This is a genomic window from Mangrovicoccus ximenensis (assembly GCF_003056725.1).
In the GTDB taxonomy this organism is placed as follows: Bacteria; Pseudomonadota; Alphaproteobacteria; order Rhodobacterales; family Rhodobacteraceae; genus Mangrovicoccus; species Mangrovicoccus ximenensis.
In genome coordinates, this window is record NZ_QBKZ01000013.1 from 37,989 (window position 1) to 52,350 (window position 14,362).

Consider the following 14,362-nt stretch of genomic DNA (forward strand, 5'->3'; position numbering starts at 1 on the left):
ACCGTCGAGATCGCCCATGCCGCCGCGCAGGGCACGCCGCCTGCCACGCTGGAGGCGCGGATCGACGAAGCGCTCGGCCATGTCGCCCATCGCGGCTATGCCGATTCCAGCTCGGCGCTGGCGCGGCTGGCGCTCGGTCTCGGCGGCGCCGAAACCGAGCGGATGATCGCCGCCTCGCTGCCGAAGATCGAGGCCTGCCATGACTGCGCCGATTTCCATCTGGTGCCCCTGCTTTTCGCCCGCATCCGCTTCGGCGGCCTGATCGGCGACGAAACGCGCGCACGGATCGACGCCGCCATCCTCGGCTACCGCTACTGGATGGACGAGCCCGGCAATGACGTGCAGTGGTTCTTCTCGGAAAACCACGCGCTGCTGTTCCACACCTCCGCCTATCTCGGCGGCGCGCTGCTGGCGGGCGAGACCTTCGCGCGCTCGGGCGTGACCGGCGCCGAGCTGTCGCTGCGCGGAGCGGAGCGCCTGCGCGCCTGGTTCGACCATTTCGAGGCCTGGGAGATGGCCGAGTTCAACTCGGTCCCCTATTTCCCGATCGACCTGAAGGGCCTGACCGCGCTCGCGGCGCTGGCGCATGACGCGGATATCCGCGCGCGGGCCGAACGCGCCGTCCTGCGCGCGGCCTGCGGGTCCGAAGAAGCTGCCGGGCAGCGCCAGCACCGCCGCCTCGTCCACCATGGCGCGGCAGAGATCGGCGGCGTCCATGGCAAACGGGTGTTCGACATAGGCGAAATAGGCGCCCGCACCGCGCAGCCGCCAGCCGGGAAGCTCCGTCATGGCGGCCTCGACCGCGGCGCGGCGGGCGAGGATTTCCCGGCGTTCGCCCTCGAGCCAGGCATCGAGGTTCTCGAGCCCCCAGAGCGCGCCGATCTGCCCCGGCTGCGACACGCAGATCACCATCGTGTCGAGGAACTTCTCGATCTCGGAGATGTGACCGGGCGCGGCGGCGATGGCGCCGACCCGGTGGCCGGTCAGCCGGTAGGCCTTGGAGAAGGAATAGAGCTGGATGACGGTGTCGTCCCAGTCCGGATCGGCCAGCAGGTCATGCGGACGGCCGTCGCCGGACATGAAGTCGCGGTAGGTCTCGTCGATGACCAGCGCGATGCCGCGCGACCGGCAGAGATCGCGGAAGGCGGCGATCAGCGCGGGCGGGTATTCGGCGCCGCAGGGATTGTTCGGGCTGACCAGCACGATGGCGCGGGTGCGCGGGCCGATCAGCGCCGCGGCTTCCTCGGGGTCGGGCAGCAGGTCGTCGCCGGTCTCCAGCGGCCGGGTGACGATGCCTGCCATGTCGAGCCACATGGCGTGGTTGAAATACCACGGGCAGGGCAGGATCACCTCGTCGCCCGGAGCGGCGAGCGAGGCGATGGTGGCGCAGAAGGCCATGTTGCAGCCCGCGGTGATCGCGATGTTGGCCGCGCCGACCGCGCCGCCGTAGATCCGCGCCACCCGCGCGGCCAGCGCCTCGCGCAGCGGGTCGTTGCCGAGCACCGGCCCGTAGAGATGGGCGGATGTGTCGGACAGGATTGCCTCGGCCATCGCCTGGCGCAGACCTTCTGGCGGGGCGGCGACCGGGGCGGCCTGGCTGACATTGATCAGCGGGCGGTCAGCCGGGAAGGCCCGGCCCTTCACCCAGGCGCGGGACTCGACGATGGGCGAGGCCATGCAGGCATGCAGCGCGGGGGCGAGGGGCAGGGTCATGTCAGCTCACTTGCGGTAGGGTTCGACGTATTGCAGCGCCATGTCCCAGGGGAAGAAGATCCAGGTGTCCTGGCTGACCTCGGTGATGTAGCTGTCGACCTGCGGCTTGCCCTTGGGCTTGGCATAGACGGTGGCGAAATGCGCCTTGGGATACATGCCGCGGATCAGCTCCAGCGTCTTGCCGGAATCGACGAGGTCGTCGACCACCAGGATGCCGGTGCCGTCGCCCATCAGCGACGCCTCGGGGGCCTTCAGCACCACCGCCTCGGCCTGGGTCTGGTTGTCGTAGGATTTCACCGAGATCGTGTCGACGGTGCGGATGTCGAGCTCGCGCGCGACGATCATCGCGGGCGCCATGCCGCCGCGGGTCACCGCCACCACGGCCTTCCAGGTTCCGTCGCCGGGACCCTGGCCGTCGAGCCGCCACGCGAGCGCCCGGCTGTCGCGGTGGATCTGGTCCCAGCTGATGTGGAACCCTTTTTCGTGGGGAAGGCGATCGGTCATGGCAGTGCCTTTCTCTTTGGTCAGTCGAGCGCGAGCGAGAGGCCGAACCCGGCGAGCGCGGCGCCGAAAACCCGCTCGATCCGGCCCTTGAGCCGCATATAGGCGGATCTGGACCGCGGCAGGGAGAAGATTCTGGCCACCAGCAGGTTCGCCGCGATCTCGTTCAGGGCGACGACGGCGAGGATCACCGCCAGCCAGGAGGCGGGCGCATGCGGCGGCACGAGGGTGATGAAGACCGCGCCGAAGAACACGGCCGGCTTCGGATTGGTCAGCTGCAGCACCAGCCCGAACCGGGCGGCACCGAGCGCCGAGAGCGGCCGTGCGGCCGCTTCGCCGGTCTCGAGCGGCGCATCCGCGGCGCGCCAGGTCATGATGCCGACATAGAGAAGGAAGGCGGCACCGGCGAGCTTCATCGCGAAGAACAGGCCCGGGACGAGCTGGAACAGCACCGACATGCCCAGAAGGGCGGCCGAGGCCCAGACGATCGCGCCGATGGCGAGGCCGACCGAGAACCCGGTGGCGGGGACCATGCCCCGCGACGCCGCCAGCCGCACCGTCATCAACACGGCCGGCCCGGGCGAGAAGGCCGCGGCCAGATGCGCCAGGAAAACCGGCAGCAGGACCGCGGCCGGGATCATTTCTCGATGTCCGGTGCGTCGACGGCCTTCATGCCGACGACATGGTAGCCCGCATCGACGTGATGGATCTCGCCGGTGACGGCGCGGCCCATGTCCGACAGCAGGTAGAGCGCCGAATTGCCGACTTCTTCCTGCGTCACGGTCCGGCGCAGCGGCGCGTTGTACTCGTTCCACTTCAGGATGTAGCGGAAATCGCCGATGCCCGAGGCCGCGAGCGTCTTGATCGTGCCGGCCGAGATCGCGTTGACGCGGATGCCCTGCTTGCCCAGATCCTCGGCAAGGTAGCGCACCGACGCTTCCAGCGCGGCCTTGGCGATGCCCATGACGTTGTAATGCGGCATCACCTTCTCGGCGCCGTAATAGGTCATGGTCAGGCAGGAGCCGCCCTCGGTCATCAGCTTCTCGGCGCGCTGGCAGACGGCCGTGAAGGAATAGACCGAGATGTCCATCGTGGTGCGGAAATTGCCCGGGGTGGTGTCGACATAGCGGCCGCGGAGCTCGCCCTTGTCCGAAAAGCCGATCGCATGGACGAGGAAGTCCAGCTTGCCCCAACGTTTTTCCAGCTCGGAAAACAGGGCGTCGATCGAGGCGCCGTCGGCAACGTCGCATTCGTACACCGCATCGGAGCCGATGCTTTCCGCCAGCGGAATGACCCGCTTCTTCAGTGCTTCCCCTTGATAGGAAAAGGCAATTTCGGCTCCGGCGTCGGCGCAGGCCTTGGCGATGCCCCAGGCGATCGACTTGTCGTTCGCGACGCCCATGATGAGGCCCCGCTTGCCGGCCATGAGAGCTGTTGACATTCTGGTTCTCCGACAGTCCTTGATTTCAGGTCCATTAGGCGATTGTGTAAAAAGCATCAAGCGCGGAGCCGGACGCTCCCATGGGCCAGTGCACCGCGACCACATCAGTTTCAGGCAAGACCGAGTGTATGAGTGACAGGGACGGCATTTTTTCGGGGGACGACCCCTACGCCTTGATGCGCAGCTGGCTGGACGAGGCCGGCAAGACGGAATTGAACGATCCCAATGCGATGTCCCTGGCGACGGTGGATGCGGACGGGCTGCCGAACGTGCGGATCGTCCTTCTGAAGGACATCGACGATGACGGGATCGTGTTCTACACCAATTACGGCAGCCGCAAGGGGCAGGAGCTGATCTCGGCGGGCAAGGCCGCGGCCGTGTTCCACTGGAAGAGCCTGCGCCGCCAGATCCGCCTGCGCGGCATGGTGGAGAAGGTCCCGGGCGAGCGCTCGGACGCCTATTACCGCAGCCGCGCCCTGCAGAGCCGTCTCGGCGCCTGGGCGTCGCAACAGTCGCAGCCGCTGGAGTCGCGCGGCAAGCTGATGGCCGAGGTGGCGAAACTGACGGTTTCGAAGGGGCCGAACCCGCCGCGTCCCGACTGGTGGGGTGGCTTCAAGCTGACCGCGGGCGAAATCGAATTCTGGGCTGACGGAGCGTTCCGGTTGCATGACCGTTTCCGCTGGACACGTCAAACCGGAGAGGAAAACTGGTCAGTTTCGCGGCTCTATCCGTGAGGTCAGGGCTAAAACAATCTAAGTAAACGGAATATTAGATTTTTCTCCTTGCAACCTATGAATGTGGTCTCCTAACGTGAAACCGGGGAGAGGATTGGAGGAAAGTCATTGCAGATGTACGTGAACCGCATGGATACAGAGCAAGACGGTCAGATCGTGCAGGGCCACGTCAAATGGTTCGACCCCGGCAAGGGGTTCGGATTTGTCGTGTCCCTGGCCGGCGGCGGCGACATCCTCCTGCACGCGAACGTGCTCAGGAACTACGGACAGAGCTCCGTGGCGGATGGGGCAGCGATCGAGGTGGTGGTGCTGGAAACGGCACGCGGCCGCCAGGCGATCGAAGTGCTGAGGATAGAGCCGCCCGCGACCGGAGAAGAAGATGAGAAGGCGTCGTTCCTTCCGGGCGGGTTCTCGCCCGAGGATGCGGGGCCGCTGCAGCCGGCAAGGGTTAAATGGTTCGACAAGACAAAGGGCTTCGGCTTTGCCAATGCCTTCGGCAAGCCCGACGACATCTTCGTTCACATCGAGGTGCTGAGACGCTCCGGGCTGGCGGATCTGCAGCCGGGGGAAGCGGTCTGCGTGCGCGTGGTGGAAGGCCGGCGCGGGCTGATGGCGACATCGGTCACCTCCTGGGAGAGCGCGCTGCACGGGGACGAGGACCAGATGCAGGCGCAGGACGAGGACCAGGAAGAGCAGCAGGACGCCTGACCGGGCTTGTCCTCGGACTGCTCTTCGCGGCGCAGGCGGCCGCGGCCGCCGGGTGTTCCGGCGACCGCGTCGATCTGCGCGGGGACTGGGGGCAGGCCTCCTTTTCGGTGGAGCTTGCCGTCTCGGCCCGCGAACGCAATGTCGGCTTGATGAACCGGGAGCATCTGCCGGCAAATGCCGGGATGCTCTTCGTGTTCGATCCGCCGCGCAGCGTCAGCTTCTGGATGCGCAACACGCTGATTCCGCTCGACATGATCTTCCTCGACCGCGAGGGCGTCGTGCAGACCATCCACGAAAATGCGGTGCCTCTGGACGAAACGCCGATCCCCGGCGGCGACGGCATCTATGCGGTGCTGGAGATCAATGGCGGCCTGTCGCGCGAACTGGGCATCGTTCCGGGCAGCGAAATGCGCCACCCGGTCTTCGGCGGGCGCGCGGAATGGAGCTGCGGAAAAAAAAAAAAAAAAATCGGGGCTTCCGTTCCGGCGGGAGCTGGGATAGGACCACTCAAATCGGGGCGTAGCGCAGCCTGGTAGCGCGACGGTTTTGGGTACCGTAGGTCGCAAGTTCGAATCTTGCCGTCCCGACCATCACTTGACAGCATGCGGCTGCATCTCCTGTCACAGTTTTCGTTCCCGCCTGTTCCAGTTTCGCGCCGGTGGCCGCAGCCATTGGCGGCTTTCGCGCGGCTTCGTGCTCTATGGTTGGGACCGCGGTGGCCACATTCCAGCCGGTGAACGCAGCGATCTCTTTCAGTTCGCAGTCGGCCATCGGAAGGCGGGGAATGGCGGTGCCCCGCGCGTCGTACAGGTGCAGTTCCCGCGCGTCCCGGGGCGGTCGCGCCCTTCCGGGACGGCACCCCGAGATAGTCTTCATGGCTCTGGGGCTGGTCCTGCGATGTGACCGGAAGGCCGGATTGTCCCTCCGGCGTGGCGTCGATCAGGCGGCCATGCGTGGCGTCGCCGGGATTGTAGCCGTCTTCTTCCGGCGGCCATTGCGATTTTCCGCGATGATGAAATGTCTGCCCCCTAACTTCGACAGCTGGGGGCGGGAAATCGATGGTCCCTGGAGGCCACGGGACGCATTTTCAATAAGTTACAGGGCTGAAATGGCCGGATCCGGCCCTGGCGCCGCAGTTGCACGCGGCGTTATGTAACCCATTTGGAAAACGACGGATTGCGGAATATCCTGCATTCCCTCCGGGGTCTCGCCGGCGCCCGCAGCGCGGCCGAACGGCGCGTCCGCGACAGCCTGGTCGGCCTCAGGAGCGCGGCCTGCCCCGGAGATGCCCCGCCCGACCTGTTTCCTTCCGAACGGAGGCTCTCCGCATGACATCCGACCTCGATCTTGCCGGCGTGTTCATCCCGGGCCTGCTGGTCCTCCTCGGGACCAGCTACGGGATCTACCGCCTGCTTCACCGGCTGCTCGCGCGCATCGGCGCCTATGCCCATGTCTGGCACCCGGCCCTCTTCGACATCGCCCTCTACTTTTCCGTCCTGGGCGCCTCCGTCCTCTTCATGGAGCACGTTTTGCCATGATCGCATATCTCCAACGAAACGGCGGCCGCGTCGCCATGACCGCCGCCATGATCGCCTGTGCCGGGGTGCTCGGCCACCATGTCTGGGACTACTACATGAACGCGCCCTGGACGCGCGACGGCCGGGTCAGCGCCGATTCCGTGCGGATCGCGCCGCAGGTCTCGGGGACCATCGACAGCGTGGCGGTCACCGACAACCAGTTCGTCCGCAAGGGCGACCTTCTCTACAAGATCGGTCCGGAAAGCTTCGAGCTGGCCGTCGAGCTGGCCCGGGCCACGCTGGACAGCCAGCGCGAGACCATGGAGTTCAAGGTCTCGAACGCCAACCGGGCGATACGCCTCAAGGATGCCGGAACGGTCAGCGCCGAGAGCATCGAGCAGGCCACCCGCGAGGCCGCCGCCGCGCGTGCCGATGTCCGCGGCGCGGAAGCGGCCCTGGCCATCGCCGAGCTCGACCTGAAACGGACCGAGGTCCGCGCGCCGGTCGACGGCTATGTGACCAACCTGCACCTGCGGCCGGGCGATTACGCGGTGGCGGGCACCCCGGCGATCACGGTCATCGACGCCGGAAGCTTCGGCGTGACCGGCTATTTCCGGGAAACCCAGTTCGGCCGCATCCATGTCGGCGATGCCGTGCGGGTGAAGCTCATGGGGATGCCGGGCACGATCACCGGCCATGTGGAAAGCGTGGGCCGGGGCATTGCCGACAGCAACATCGACCCCGATGCCTACGGGCTCCCGGCGGTCGATCCGGTTCTCGACTGGGTCCGGCTGGCGCAGCGCATTCCGGTGTCGATCCATATCGACCGGATCCCCGAGCGGATGCTGCTGGCCACCGGCATGACCGCGACGGTCCATGTCGACGAAGCCCCAAGCCGCGGCGGCGCGGCCGCGGCAGACCCGTCCTGAGCGGCCGGGCGCATCGGCCGGGCGGCGTCTGCGGGATGCAGTTCACGCCCGGCGGGCACCGGGCGTGGGCTTGAGCACCACGTTCACCTCCGAGCCTTCCTTGATGTAGAGATCGCGGTGGCCCAGCGGCGTGCGGATGCCGTGCGCCCGGTAGCTTTCCCAGATCGCCAGCAGCACCTGGCTGCGGACATTGATCACGCCGTTCACCGGATCGTCGATCCAGAACCGCATCTCCAGGTTGACCGAGCTGTCGCCGAAGCTCATCAGCCGGCAGACCGGCGCCGGATCGGCCATCACCCGCGGCGTGTCCCGCGCCGCCGCCTCCGCGAGCTCCATCGCCAGGCGCACGTCGCAGTCGAAGGAGACGCTGATCGGCGTCAGCAGCCGCAGCCGGCGGTGGTTGTAGGACCAGTTGACGATGCGGGTGGAGATCAGCTCTTCGTTGGGCACCAGCCATTCGGTGCCGTCGCGCGTCGTCAGCGAGACATAGCGGGCATTGAGCGCGGTGACCCAGCCGAAGAGCTGCACCTCGCGGTTCGACGGATCGGACAGCTCCAGCACGTCGCCCGGCTTGATCGAGCGGTCCGAGAGCAGCAGGAGCCCGCTGATCAGGTTCGACATCGCCTTCTGCATGCCGAAGCCCAAGCCCACGCCGAGCGCGCCGGTGAAGAGCGCGAAGGCGCTGAGATCGATGCCGATGCTGGCCAGTCCGACCACCACGGCCAGCGCGACCAGCGTGAAGCGCAGCAGCTTGCCGGTCAGCACGCGCAGCGACGGCGTCATCCCGGTCGCGGCATTCATCTGGGTCTCGAGCAGCCGTGCCGCGGCCAGCGCGCCCCAGAGCAGCACGGTCAGCTGCACGGCGCCGCGCAGCAGGTCGAGCAGCGACAGGCGGACCGTGCCCAGCCGGAAGCCGATCTGGTCGAGCCAGACGATGGCCGGTTCCAGGAGGCCCATCACGCTCAGCGCCGCGATGGCAAAGGCGCAGAGCGCGACCGTCCGCGACCAGAAGGCGTTGCGCACCAGCAGCGACAGCAGGCGCAGGCCGCACCAGAAGCCCAGAAGCTTGGCCGCCGCCGCCATCAGCGACGGCCCGCGACGCGGGCATGCCGCTGGTGCACGAGGACTTCCCCGGAAACGAGATCTTCGTCCACCGGATCGGCGACGCAGCGGCGGCGGAGGCCGCGCTGGCCGCCGCCCCGCATGTGATCGAGCGCCGGATCGTCATCAACCGCATCCACGCCAGCCCGATGGAGCCGCGCTCGGCCACCGGCCATTACGATGCGGAGCGGGACCACTACACGATCTGGGGCGGCGTGCAGCGCTCCTTCGCGGCGCGCGACATGCTGGCGGGCGATGTCTTCGGCATCAGGCCGGACCAGCTCGACGTCGTGCCGGGCGATGTCGGCGGCTCCTTCGGGCTCAAGGGCTCGATGAATGTCGAGATGCCGCTGGTCGGCTGGGCGTCGAAGCGGATCGGCCGCCCGGTGAAATGGACCGCGACCCGCACCGAGGTGCTGACCGGCGACGACCATGCCCGCGACATCATCGTCGATGCGGCGCTCGGCTTCGGAGAAGACGGCCGGCTGCTGGGGTTCCGCGCCGCCACCGTGTCGAATATCGGCGCGCATGCCGGTTATTTCGGCTTCGCCCCGGCGGTGATGAACCTCGGCTCGATGGCCGGGCCGTACACCATCCCGGCAATGCATGTGGAGGCGGTCGGCGTCTGGACCCATACCGCCCCGGTCGCCCCCTATCGCGGCGCGGGCCGCCCGGAGGCCGCCCTTGTGATCGAGCGCATGGTCGACGAGGCGGCGCGGCTGCTCGGCATGGACCCGGCGGAGATCCGGCGGCGCAACCTGATCCCCGAAGGCGCCTTTCCCTACCGGACGGCGCTGAGCTTCACCTATGACTGCGGCGAATTCGAAGCGGTGCTCGACAAGACGCTCGCCGCTGCGGATTGCGCGGGCTTCGCGGAACGCCGTGCGGCCTCCGAAGCGAAGGGGATGCTGCGCGGCATGGGGCTGGCCATGTGCATCGAGACCGCCGGCGCCGCCGGGCAGGAGAATGTCGCGCTGCGCTTCGCGCCGGATGGCCGCGTCGCGGTGCTGGCCGGATCGACCAATCACGGCCAGGGCCACGCGACGCTCTATGCCCAATATCTCGGCGACGGGCTCGGCTATGAAGGCGGCGAAATCGAGGTGATCGAGAGCGACACGCGCGAGGTCCGCACCGGGGTCGGCACCGGCGCCTCGCGCAGCGCCGCCTTCGGCGCGGCGGCGATCACCGATGCGATCGGCAAATGCGAGGCGCGCGGCCGCCGGATCGCGGCGCATCTCCTGCAGGTCGGCGAGGCGGAGCTGGATTTCGCGGACGGCGTCTACCGCTCCGCCGGGGCCGGGATCAGCTTCCGCGAGGTGGTGCGCGCCGCTTTCGATCCGGCGATGCTGCCTGCGGGCATGGAGCCCGGTTTCCACGAGGAGGGCCTGGCGCGCTTCGAAGCTCCGAGCTTCCCCAATGGCTGCCATGTCTGCGAAGTGGAGATCGACCCCGAGACCGGCACGGTCGAGGTGCTGCGCCATGTGCTGACCGACGACGTGGGCTTCGAGGTCAACCCGATGCTGGTGCGCGGCCAGCTCCATGGCGGGGTGCTGCAGGGCGCCGGGCAGATCCTGATGGAGGACATCGTCCATGATCCGGAGGGCCAGATCCTGACCGGCTCCTTCATGGATTACGCGATGCCGCGCATGTCGGATTACTGCATGGTCGAGGCCGGGAGCCATCCGGTGCCGACGTCCACGAACCCGGCAGGCGTCAAGGGCGCGGGCGAGAGCGGCACGGTGGGCGCGATGCCGGCGCTGGCCAATGCGATTGCCGATGCGCTGGCCTGCCGCGGCGCCGAGCTTCCGCAGATGCCGATGACCCCCGCGAAGATCTGGGCGGCGCTGCAGGCCGCTGGGGCATCCACCGCATCAGTTCAATTGGGCGTTGCCGCGGCAGCGATGTATTTGCCAAAATCACGCGTCATGCCGCAGGCCAGAGCCGCTTTCGCGGCCTCCTCCACTGCTTTCGGGTTGGTCAGCGCAAGAGCATCCTCGAACGTGCTGGGCGTGATGGCTTGGGTCTGCGTGCCCTGTGTCACCTCTTGCGGGATCTGATAGGAGACTGCAATGGTCTGGGAGGTATCGGTGTGGCAGAGTTTGTTTGCCGGCGCAGCCATCAGCTTGTCCACCTCTGTCATCTCGGGGAGCCAAGATTTCAGAGCGTGGTTCGTGGTTTCCTGAGCGGCCCCCGAGCGCGGCCGGGCCGATTTCCAGGCATTCCTTTCGCCTTTACCTTTGCCTTTCTTGACCTCGATTTTTACCTTCGTCGCGGCATCGAGATCGGTGATGATCAGCGTCGGCACCTCCAGCGCCTCGATCAAGGGCCGCATGCGGTGTGCGTGGCTGCCCCCCCAGCCGTAGGAAGGAAAGATAAGCCACTGCAAGGTCAGGGTAATGATGCTGGATCAGATGTGGCAGCAGGATCCGCTCTGCGGCGCCCTCGATCACGACGATGGCGTCGGCGAAGAATAGATCAAAATGTGTGCTCAGCAGATACCGCGTCACGATGCGTTGGGTTTCCGTATCCTCGCCAAAAAGCCCAGTCATATTCGCCACGGTGGCAGTGGGCACAACTCCGTGATCAGGCAGCTCGCGTTTAAAATAGCGCAGCTCCTCAAACGCCGCAGCGTGCGCGATATGGCCTGAATGGGTGCTCACGACCAACTGGGTGGCAAATGCGGCCTCTTTGTGCAACAAGGCCGATTTCCAGTTTGTAGTACGGTAGCGGGCAGGTCCGGGCTTCGTCATGGCAGGTTCTTAACCCACCGGATTCACCCAGTGAATCCCGGAAGCCGATGGGTTCTGCAACAACGCCGATCAGCGGCTTCGGCAAGCCCTTCACGTCGAACGGCTTCGGCAACCGGATGCGCAAATGGGCGGATGCGGCAGGGCTAAAGAATTGCAGCACGCATGGCCTGCGCAAGGCTGCCGCCGCGCGGCTCGCGGAAAAAGGCTGCACCGAGAAAGAGATAATGGCGATCACCGGGCACCGCACCAGCAAGGAAGCGACGCGCTACACCCGGGCGGCGAGCCAGAAGACCCTTGCCGACAGCGCCATGGCGAAGCTATCCCGGACGGCACAAGGGGAAGAGAGTGGCCCCACCCCACGAACGGCTAAATTTGAAAGGTGAGACCACTTCGGACCCCAGATGCCTGATAACGAAAGAAGCCTAGAAACTAGTGGTGCCCGGGGGCGGAATCGAACCACCGACACGAGGATTTTCAATCCACTGCTCTACCCCTGAGCTACCCGGGCACGGGCTTGAGCGGTGTGTTCCTCCGCTCGGGTTTCGGCTGTCTATTCAAGGTCGCCGGGGGTGTCCAGAGCCAAAATCAAAAAAACTTCAATGACGCTGCGGCAGGTCCTGTCCGCCATCGTCATCGGGCTCGTCATCCGCCGGGATCGCGTAGGATCCGGTCAGCCAGCGGGCCAGGTCGACATCCGCGCAGCGCCGCGTGCAGAACGGACGGTAGCGCGGATCGGCCGGTTTTCCGCAGACCGGGCAGCTCATGCCGGGATGTCGTGCAGCGGCAGGCGCTCGCGCTTGCGCTGCAGCTCGGCATGGCCCAGCGGCGTCCAGCCGACGAAGGCGGTCTCCACCGGATCGTCGCGCAGCGCCGCCTTCAGGACCTGCTCCCAGCGGGTGCGGTCCTTCTTCGGCATCGGCGCGAGGTCGAGCACGATCTGTCCCGACAGGCCCTTGAGCCGCAGCAGGCGCGGCAGGGCGCGGGCAGCCGCGATGTTTGCCTTAAGTCCGGCCGCCGGCGACGTGTCGCCTCCGGTATTGACGTCGACCGCGACCAGCGCGCGGGTCGGCTCGACATAGATCGACGCCCCGCCTTCCAGCTCGGCACGGGCCCCGAGAATGCCCTCGATCAGCTCCTCGGCCCCGAAATGCGCGAAGGCCGCCGGATCTTCGAGGACCTCGTCGGGCTCGGGCCAGTCGCGCCAGGCCAGATCCGCAGGCTCGGGACCGTCGACCAGCAGTTCGGGCTCGCCTGCAAGATCGGCGCAGACCTGCCCGGCAAGCTCGGCCATCGAGGCCAGGTCGTCGGCCAGCTCCTCGGCCGTCGCCTCGCCCGCGGCCGATCGCAGGATCGCGCCATGGCCGGGTTCCAGCTCGATGCCATGGGCCACCGCGGCAATCTTCTCGCGCAGCTCCTCGTCGCGGATCTGGCGCGAGATGTTCACCCCCGGCGCATTCGGGGTGACGATGGCATAGCGGCTCTTGAACAGCAGCTTGGGCGTCACCGGCACGGCCTTGCCGGGCTCGGCATAGCCGGTCACCTGCACCAGCAGGGTCTCGCCCGGAGCCAGGCCCTTGCCCTGCCGGAAATACCCCTTTTCCCCGCCGCCGAGGCTGAGGATCACGCCGCCCTGCCCCTTCAGCGGCCGGTCGACCCTGGCGCGGTAGATCGCGCCGATCGCCGGGCGGTCGTCTTCGGGCGCGACCAGCACGTCCTCGAGCACGCCGTCCTTCAGCAGGATGGCCGTGTGGCGGCCGCGCCATTCTCCGAGGAGAACCTGGTATCCGTTCATGCGGAAACTCCCATGACTGGGTAGCCGAAGCTGCGCAGCAGCGCCGCCGTCTCGGCAAGGGGAAGACCGACGATGCCGGTGAAGGAGCCCTCCATCCAGGCGACGAAGGAGGCCGCGCGGCCCTGGATGGCATAGCCCCCGGCCTTGCCTTCCCATTCGCCGCTGGCGACATAGGCCTCGATCTCGGCCTCGGTGATGCGCTTCATGCGGATCTGGCTGCTGACGACGCGGCCGCGCACAACCCCGTCGCGGCGCAGCGCCACGGCGGTGATCGCCCGGTGGCGGCGGCCGGACAGCAGCCGCAGGAAGGCGCGGGCCTCGTCGGCATCCGCGGGCTTGCCGAGGATGCGGCGGCCGACGGCGACGGTGGTATCGGCGCAGAGCACCAAGTCCCCCGCCTCCGCCGGAACGGCGGCAACCTTGTCGGTCACGATTCGATGGCAATAGACCCGCGGCAGTTCACCTGCGCGCGGGTCCTCGTCGATGTCGGGGGGAAGGATCGCGTCCGGGACGATGTCGAGCTGCGACAACAGCTCCCGCCGCCGGGGCGAGCCCGATCCCAATATCAGTCGCAAGGCTGGACCTTACTTGAAGCGGTAGTTGATCCGACCCTTGGTCAGATCGTAGGGGGTCATTTCCACCTGGACTTTGTCGCCGGCAAGAACACGGATCCGGTTCTTGCGCATCTTTCCTGCCGTGTGTGCGATGATCTCATGGCCGTTTTCCAGCTCGACCCTGAACGTCGCATTCGGCAGGAGTTCCTTCACGACACCAGGAAATTCGAGCATTTCTTCCTTGGCCATGGTCACTCCACGATTGATTACGATGGCATTCCGGGCCTGAGTCCGGAATGAGCGTGTAGATGCGCCGAAACACGGTGCAAATCAAGGGCACGAATCGTTCCGGCGGCGAATGTTACCGGGAATCCCCTGCAAAATCCCTGATCGGGGCCGCGACCTAGCAGGCTGCTGAAATAGTCGGGCCTCGACGCCGTTTGCAGAACATGATTCATCTGCATGCGGCCGTCGCGCGGCTGCTGCGGCAGCGACCGGCGGCAGGCCAACCCGTTGCACGGGGCTTGCTTTCCAGCCGCGGGCACGGCTGCCGCGGCGGAAGGAGCAAAGTTAATTTGACAGTTTTGTGACAGTTGCGCAGTCTCCGTCGGTATCAGACCGG

The 14,362-nt window shown here is 66.8% G+C and carries 16 protein-coding genes, 2 tRNA genes and 1 pseudogene; 8 read left to right on the forward strand and 11 right to left on the reverse strand.

Features of this window, described 5'->3' with window-relative positions:
• Positions 1-615: 615 nt before the first annotated feature.
• The 4 genes and pseudogenes from C7T91_RS35680 to fabI all read right to left on the reverse strand — a co-directional run.
• Positions 616-1,713, reverse strand: a pseudogene (locus C7T91_RS35680) (aminotransferase); the annotation flags it as partial.
• 6 nt (positions 1,714-1,719) lie between these two features.
• Complete coding sequence (gene gpt, locus C7T91_RS13580; RefSeq protein WP_108259711.1) at positions 1,720-2,217, reverse strand: xanthine phosphoribosyltransferase; 498 nt, start codon at positions 2,215-2,217, stop codon at positions 1,720-1,722.
• A 20-nt stretch (positions 2,218-2,237) separates the two neighbouring features.
• Complete coding sequence (locus C7T91_RS13585) at positions 2,238-2,855, reverse strand: LysE family translocator (protein WP_108259712.1); 618 nt, start codon at positions 2,853-2,855, stop codon at positions 2,238-2,240.
• Positions 2,852-3,655, reverse strand: coding sequence for an enoyl-ACP reductase FabI (fabI, locus tag C7T91_RS13590; RefSeq protein ID WP_108259713.1), 804 nt, complete (start codon positions 3,653-3,655; stop codon positions 2,852-2,854). Before fabI ends, C7T91_RS13585 begins: the two co-directional genes overlap by 4 nt.
• A 128-nt stretch (positions 3,656-3,783) precedes the next feature.
• On the opposite strand from fabI, the gene pdxH reads away from it, so the two are divergent.
• The 6 genes from pdxH (at position 3,784) to C7T91_RS13620 (ending at position 7,543) form a co-directional block, all read left to right on the forward strand.
• Positions 3,784-4,389, forward strand: a complete 606-nt coding sequence (gene pdxH / locus C7T91_RS13595; protein ID WP_108259714.1) for a pyridoxamine 5'-phosphate oxidase — start codon at positions 3,784-3,786, stop codon at positions 4,387-4,389.
• Between the two features lie 129 nt (positions 4,390-4,518).
• Positions 4,519-5,097 carry a cold-shock protein gene (locus tag C7T91_RS13600; RefSeq protein ID WP_108259806.1) on the forward strand — a complete coding sequence of 193 codons (579 nt, stop codon included), beginning with the start codon at positions 4,519-4,521 and terminating at the stop codon, positions 5,095-5,097.
• A gap of 107 nt (positions 5,098-5,204) precedes the next feature.
• Entirely contained in the window at positions 5,205-5,633 is a 429-nt protein-coding gene (locus C7T91_RS13605) for a DUF192 domain-containing protein (protein ID WP_330848843.1), read from the forward strand.
• Positions 5,611-5,687 (forward strand) — tRNA-Pro (locus C7T91_RS13610). Before C7T91_RS13605 ends, C7T91_RS13610 begins: the two co-directional genes overlap by 23 nt.
• A gap of 738 nt (positions 5,688-6,425) precedes the next feature.
• Entirely contained in the window at positions 6,426-6,635 is a 210-nt protein-coding gene (locus C7T91_RS35685; RefSeq protein WP_108259715.1) for a DUF1656 domain-containing protein, read from the forward strand.
• Positions 6,632-7,543, forward strand: coding sequence for an HlyD family secretion protein (locus tag C7T91_RS13620; protein WP_108259716.1), 912 nt, complete (start codon positions 6,632-6,634; stop codon positions 7,541-7,543). The genes C7T91_RS35685 and C7T91_RS13620 overlap by 4 nt, the downstream gene beginning before the upstream one ends.
• 42 nt (positions 7,544-7,585) lie before the next feature.
• Here the strand turns inward: C7T91_RS13620 and C7T91_RS13625 are convergent, their stop codons facing one another.
• Positions 7,586-8,626 carry a mechanosensitive ion channel family protein gene (locus C7T91_RS13625; RefSeq protein ID WP_108259717.1) on the reverse strand — a complete coding sequence of 347 codons (1,041 nt, stop codon included), beginning with the start codon at positions 8,624-8,626 and terminating at the stop codon, positions 7,586-7,588.
• Positions 8,627-8,649: 23 nt separating this feature from the next.
• On the opposite strand from C7T91_RS13625, the gene C7T91_RS35690 reads away from it, so the two are divergent.
• Entirely contained in the window at positions 8,650-10,701 is a 2,052-nt protein-coding gene (locus tag C7T91_RS35690; RefSeq protein ID WP_108259718.1) for a xanthine dehydrogenase family protein molybdopterin-binding subunit, read from the forward strand.
• Between the two features lie 174 nt (positions 10,702-10,875).
• Here the strand turns inward: C7T91_RS35690 and C7T91_RS35695 are convergent, their stop codons facing one another.
• On the reverse strand, positions 10,876-11,394 hold the full coding sequence (locus C7T91_RS35695; protein ID WP_236638227.1) for an ATP-dependent nuclease: 519 nt from the start codon (positions 11,392-11,394) through the stop codon (positions 10,876-10,878).
• Positions 11,395-11,441: 47 nt separating this feature from the next.
• On the opposite strand from C7T91_RS35695, the gene C7T91_RS13640 reads away from it, so the two are divergent.
• The gene (locus tag C7T91_RS13640) at positions 11,442-11,777 is read left to right on the forward strand and encodes a tyrosine-type recombinase/integrase (RefSeq protein WP_108259719.1); all 336 of its coding nucleotides are present in this window, start codon (positions 11,442-11,444) and stop codon (positions 11,775-11,777) included.
• Between the two features lie 50 nt (positions 11,778-11,827).
• Here C7T91_RS13640 and C7T91_RS13645 read toward each other — a convergent pair.
• From C7T91_RS13645 to infA, 5 genes are all read right to left on the reverse strand, one after another.
• A tRNA-Phe gene (locus C7T91_RS13645) sits at positions 11,828-11,902 on the reverse strand.
• An 88-nt stretch (positions 11,903-11,990) separates the two neighbouring features.
• Positions 11,991-12,158, reverse strand: a complete 168-nt coding sequence (locus C7T91_RS13650; RefSeq protein WP_108259720.1) for a DNA gyrase inhibitor YacG — start codon at positions 12,156-12,158, stop codon at positions 11,991-11,993.
• Complete coding sequence (locus C7T91_RS13655; protein ID WP_108259721.1) at positions 12,155-13,186, reverse strand: ribonuclease E/G; 1,032 nt, start codon at positions 13,184-13,186, stop codon at positions 12,155-12,157. Before C7T91_RS13655 ends, C7T91_RS13650 begins: the two co-directional genes overlap by 4 nt.
• On the reverse strand, positions 13,183-13,761 hold the full coding sequence (locus tag C7T91_RS13660) for a Maf family protein (protein WP_108259722.1): 579 nt from the start codon (positions 13,759-13,761) through the stop codon (positions 13,183-13,185). The genes C7T91_RS13655 and C7T91_RS13660 overlap by 4 nt, the downstream gene beginning before the upstream one ends.
• Before the next feature lie 9 nt (positions 13,762-13,770).
• Positions 13,771-13,989 (reverse strand): translation initiation factor IF-1, encoded by a 219-nt coding sequence (gene infA, locus C7T91_RS13665; RefSeq protein ID WP_011455993.1) that lies wholly within the window; start codon positions 13,987-13,989, stop codon positions 13,771-13,773.
• Positions 13,990-14,362 lie beyond the last annotated feature (373 nt).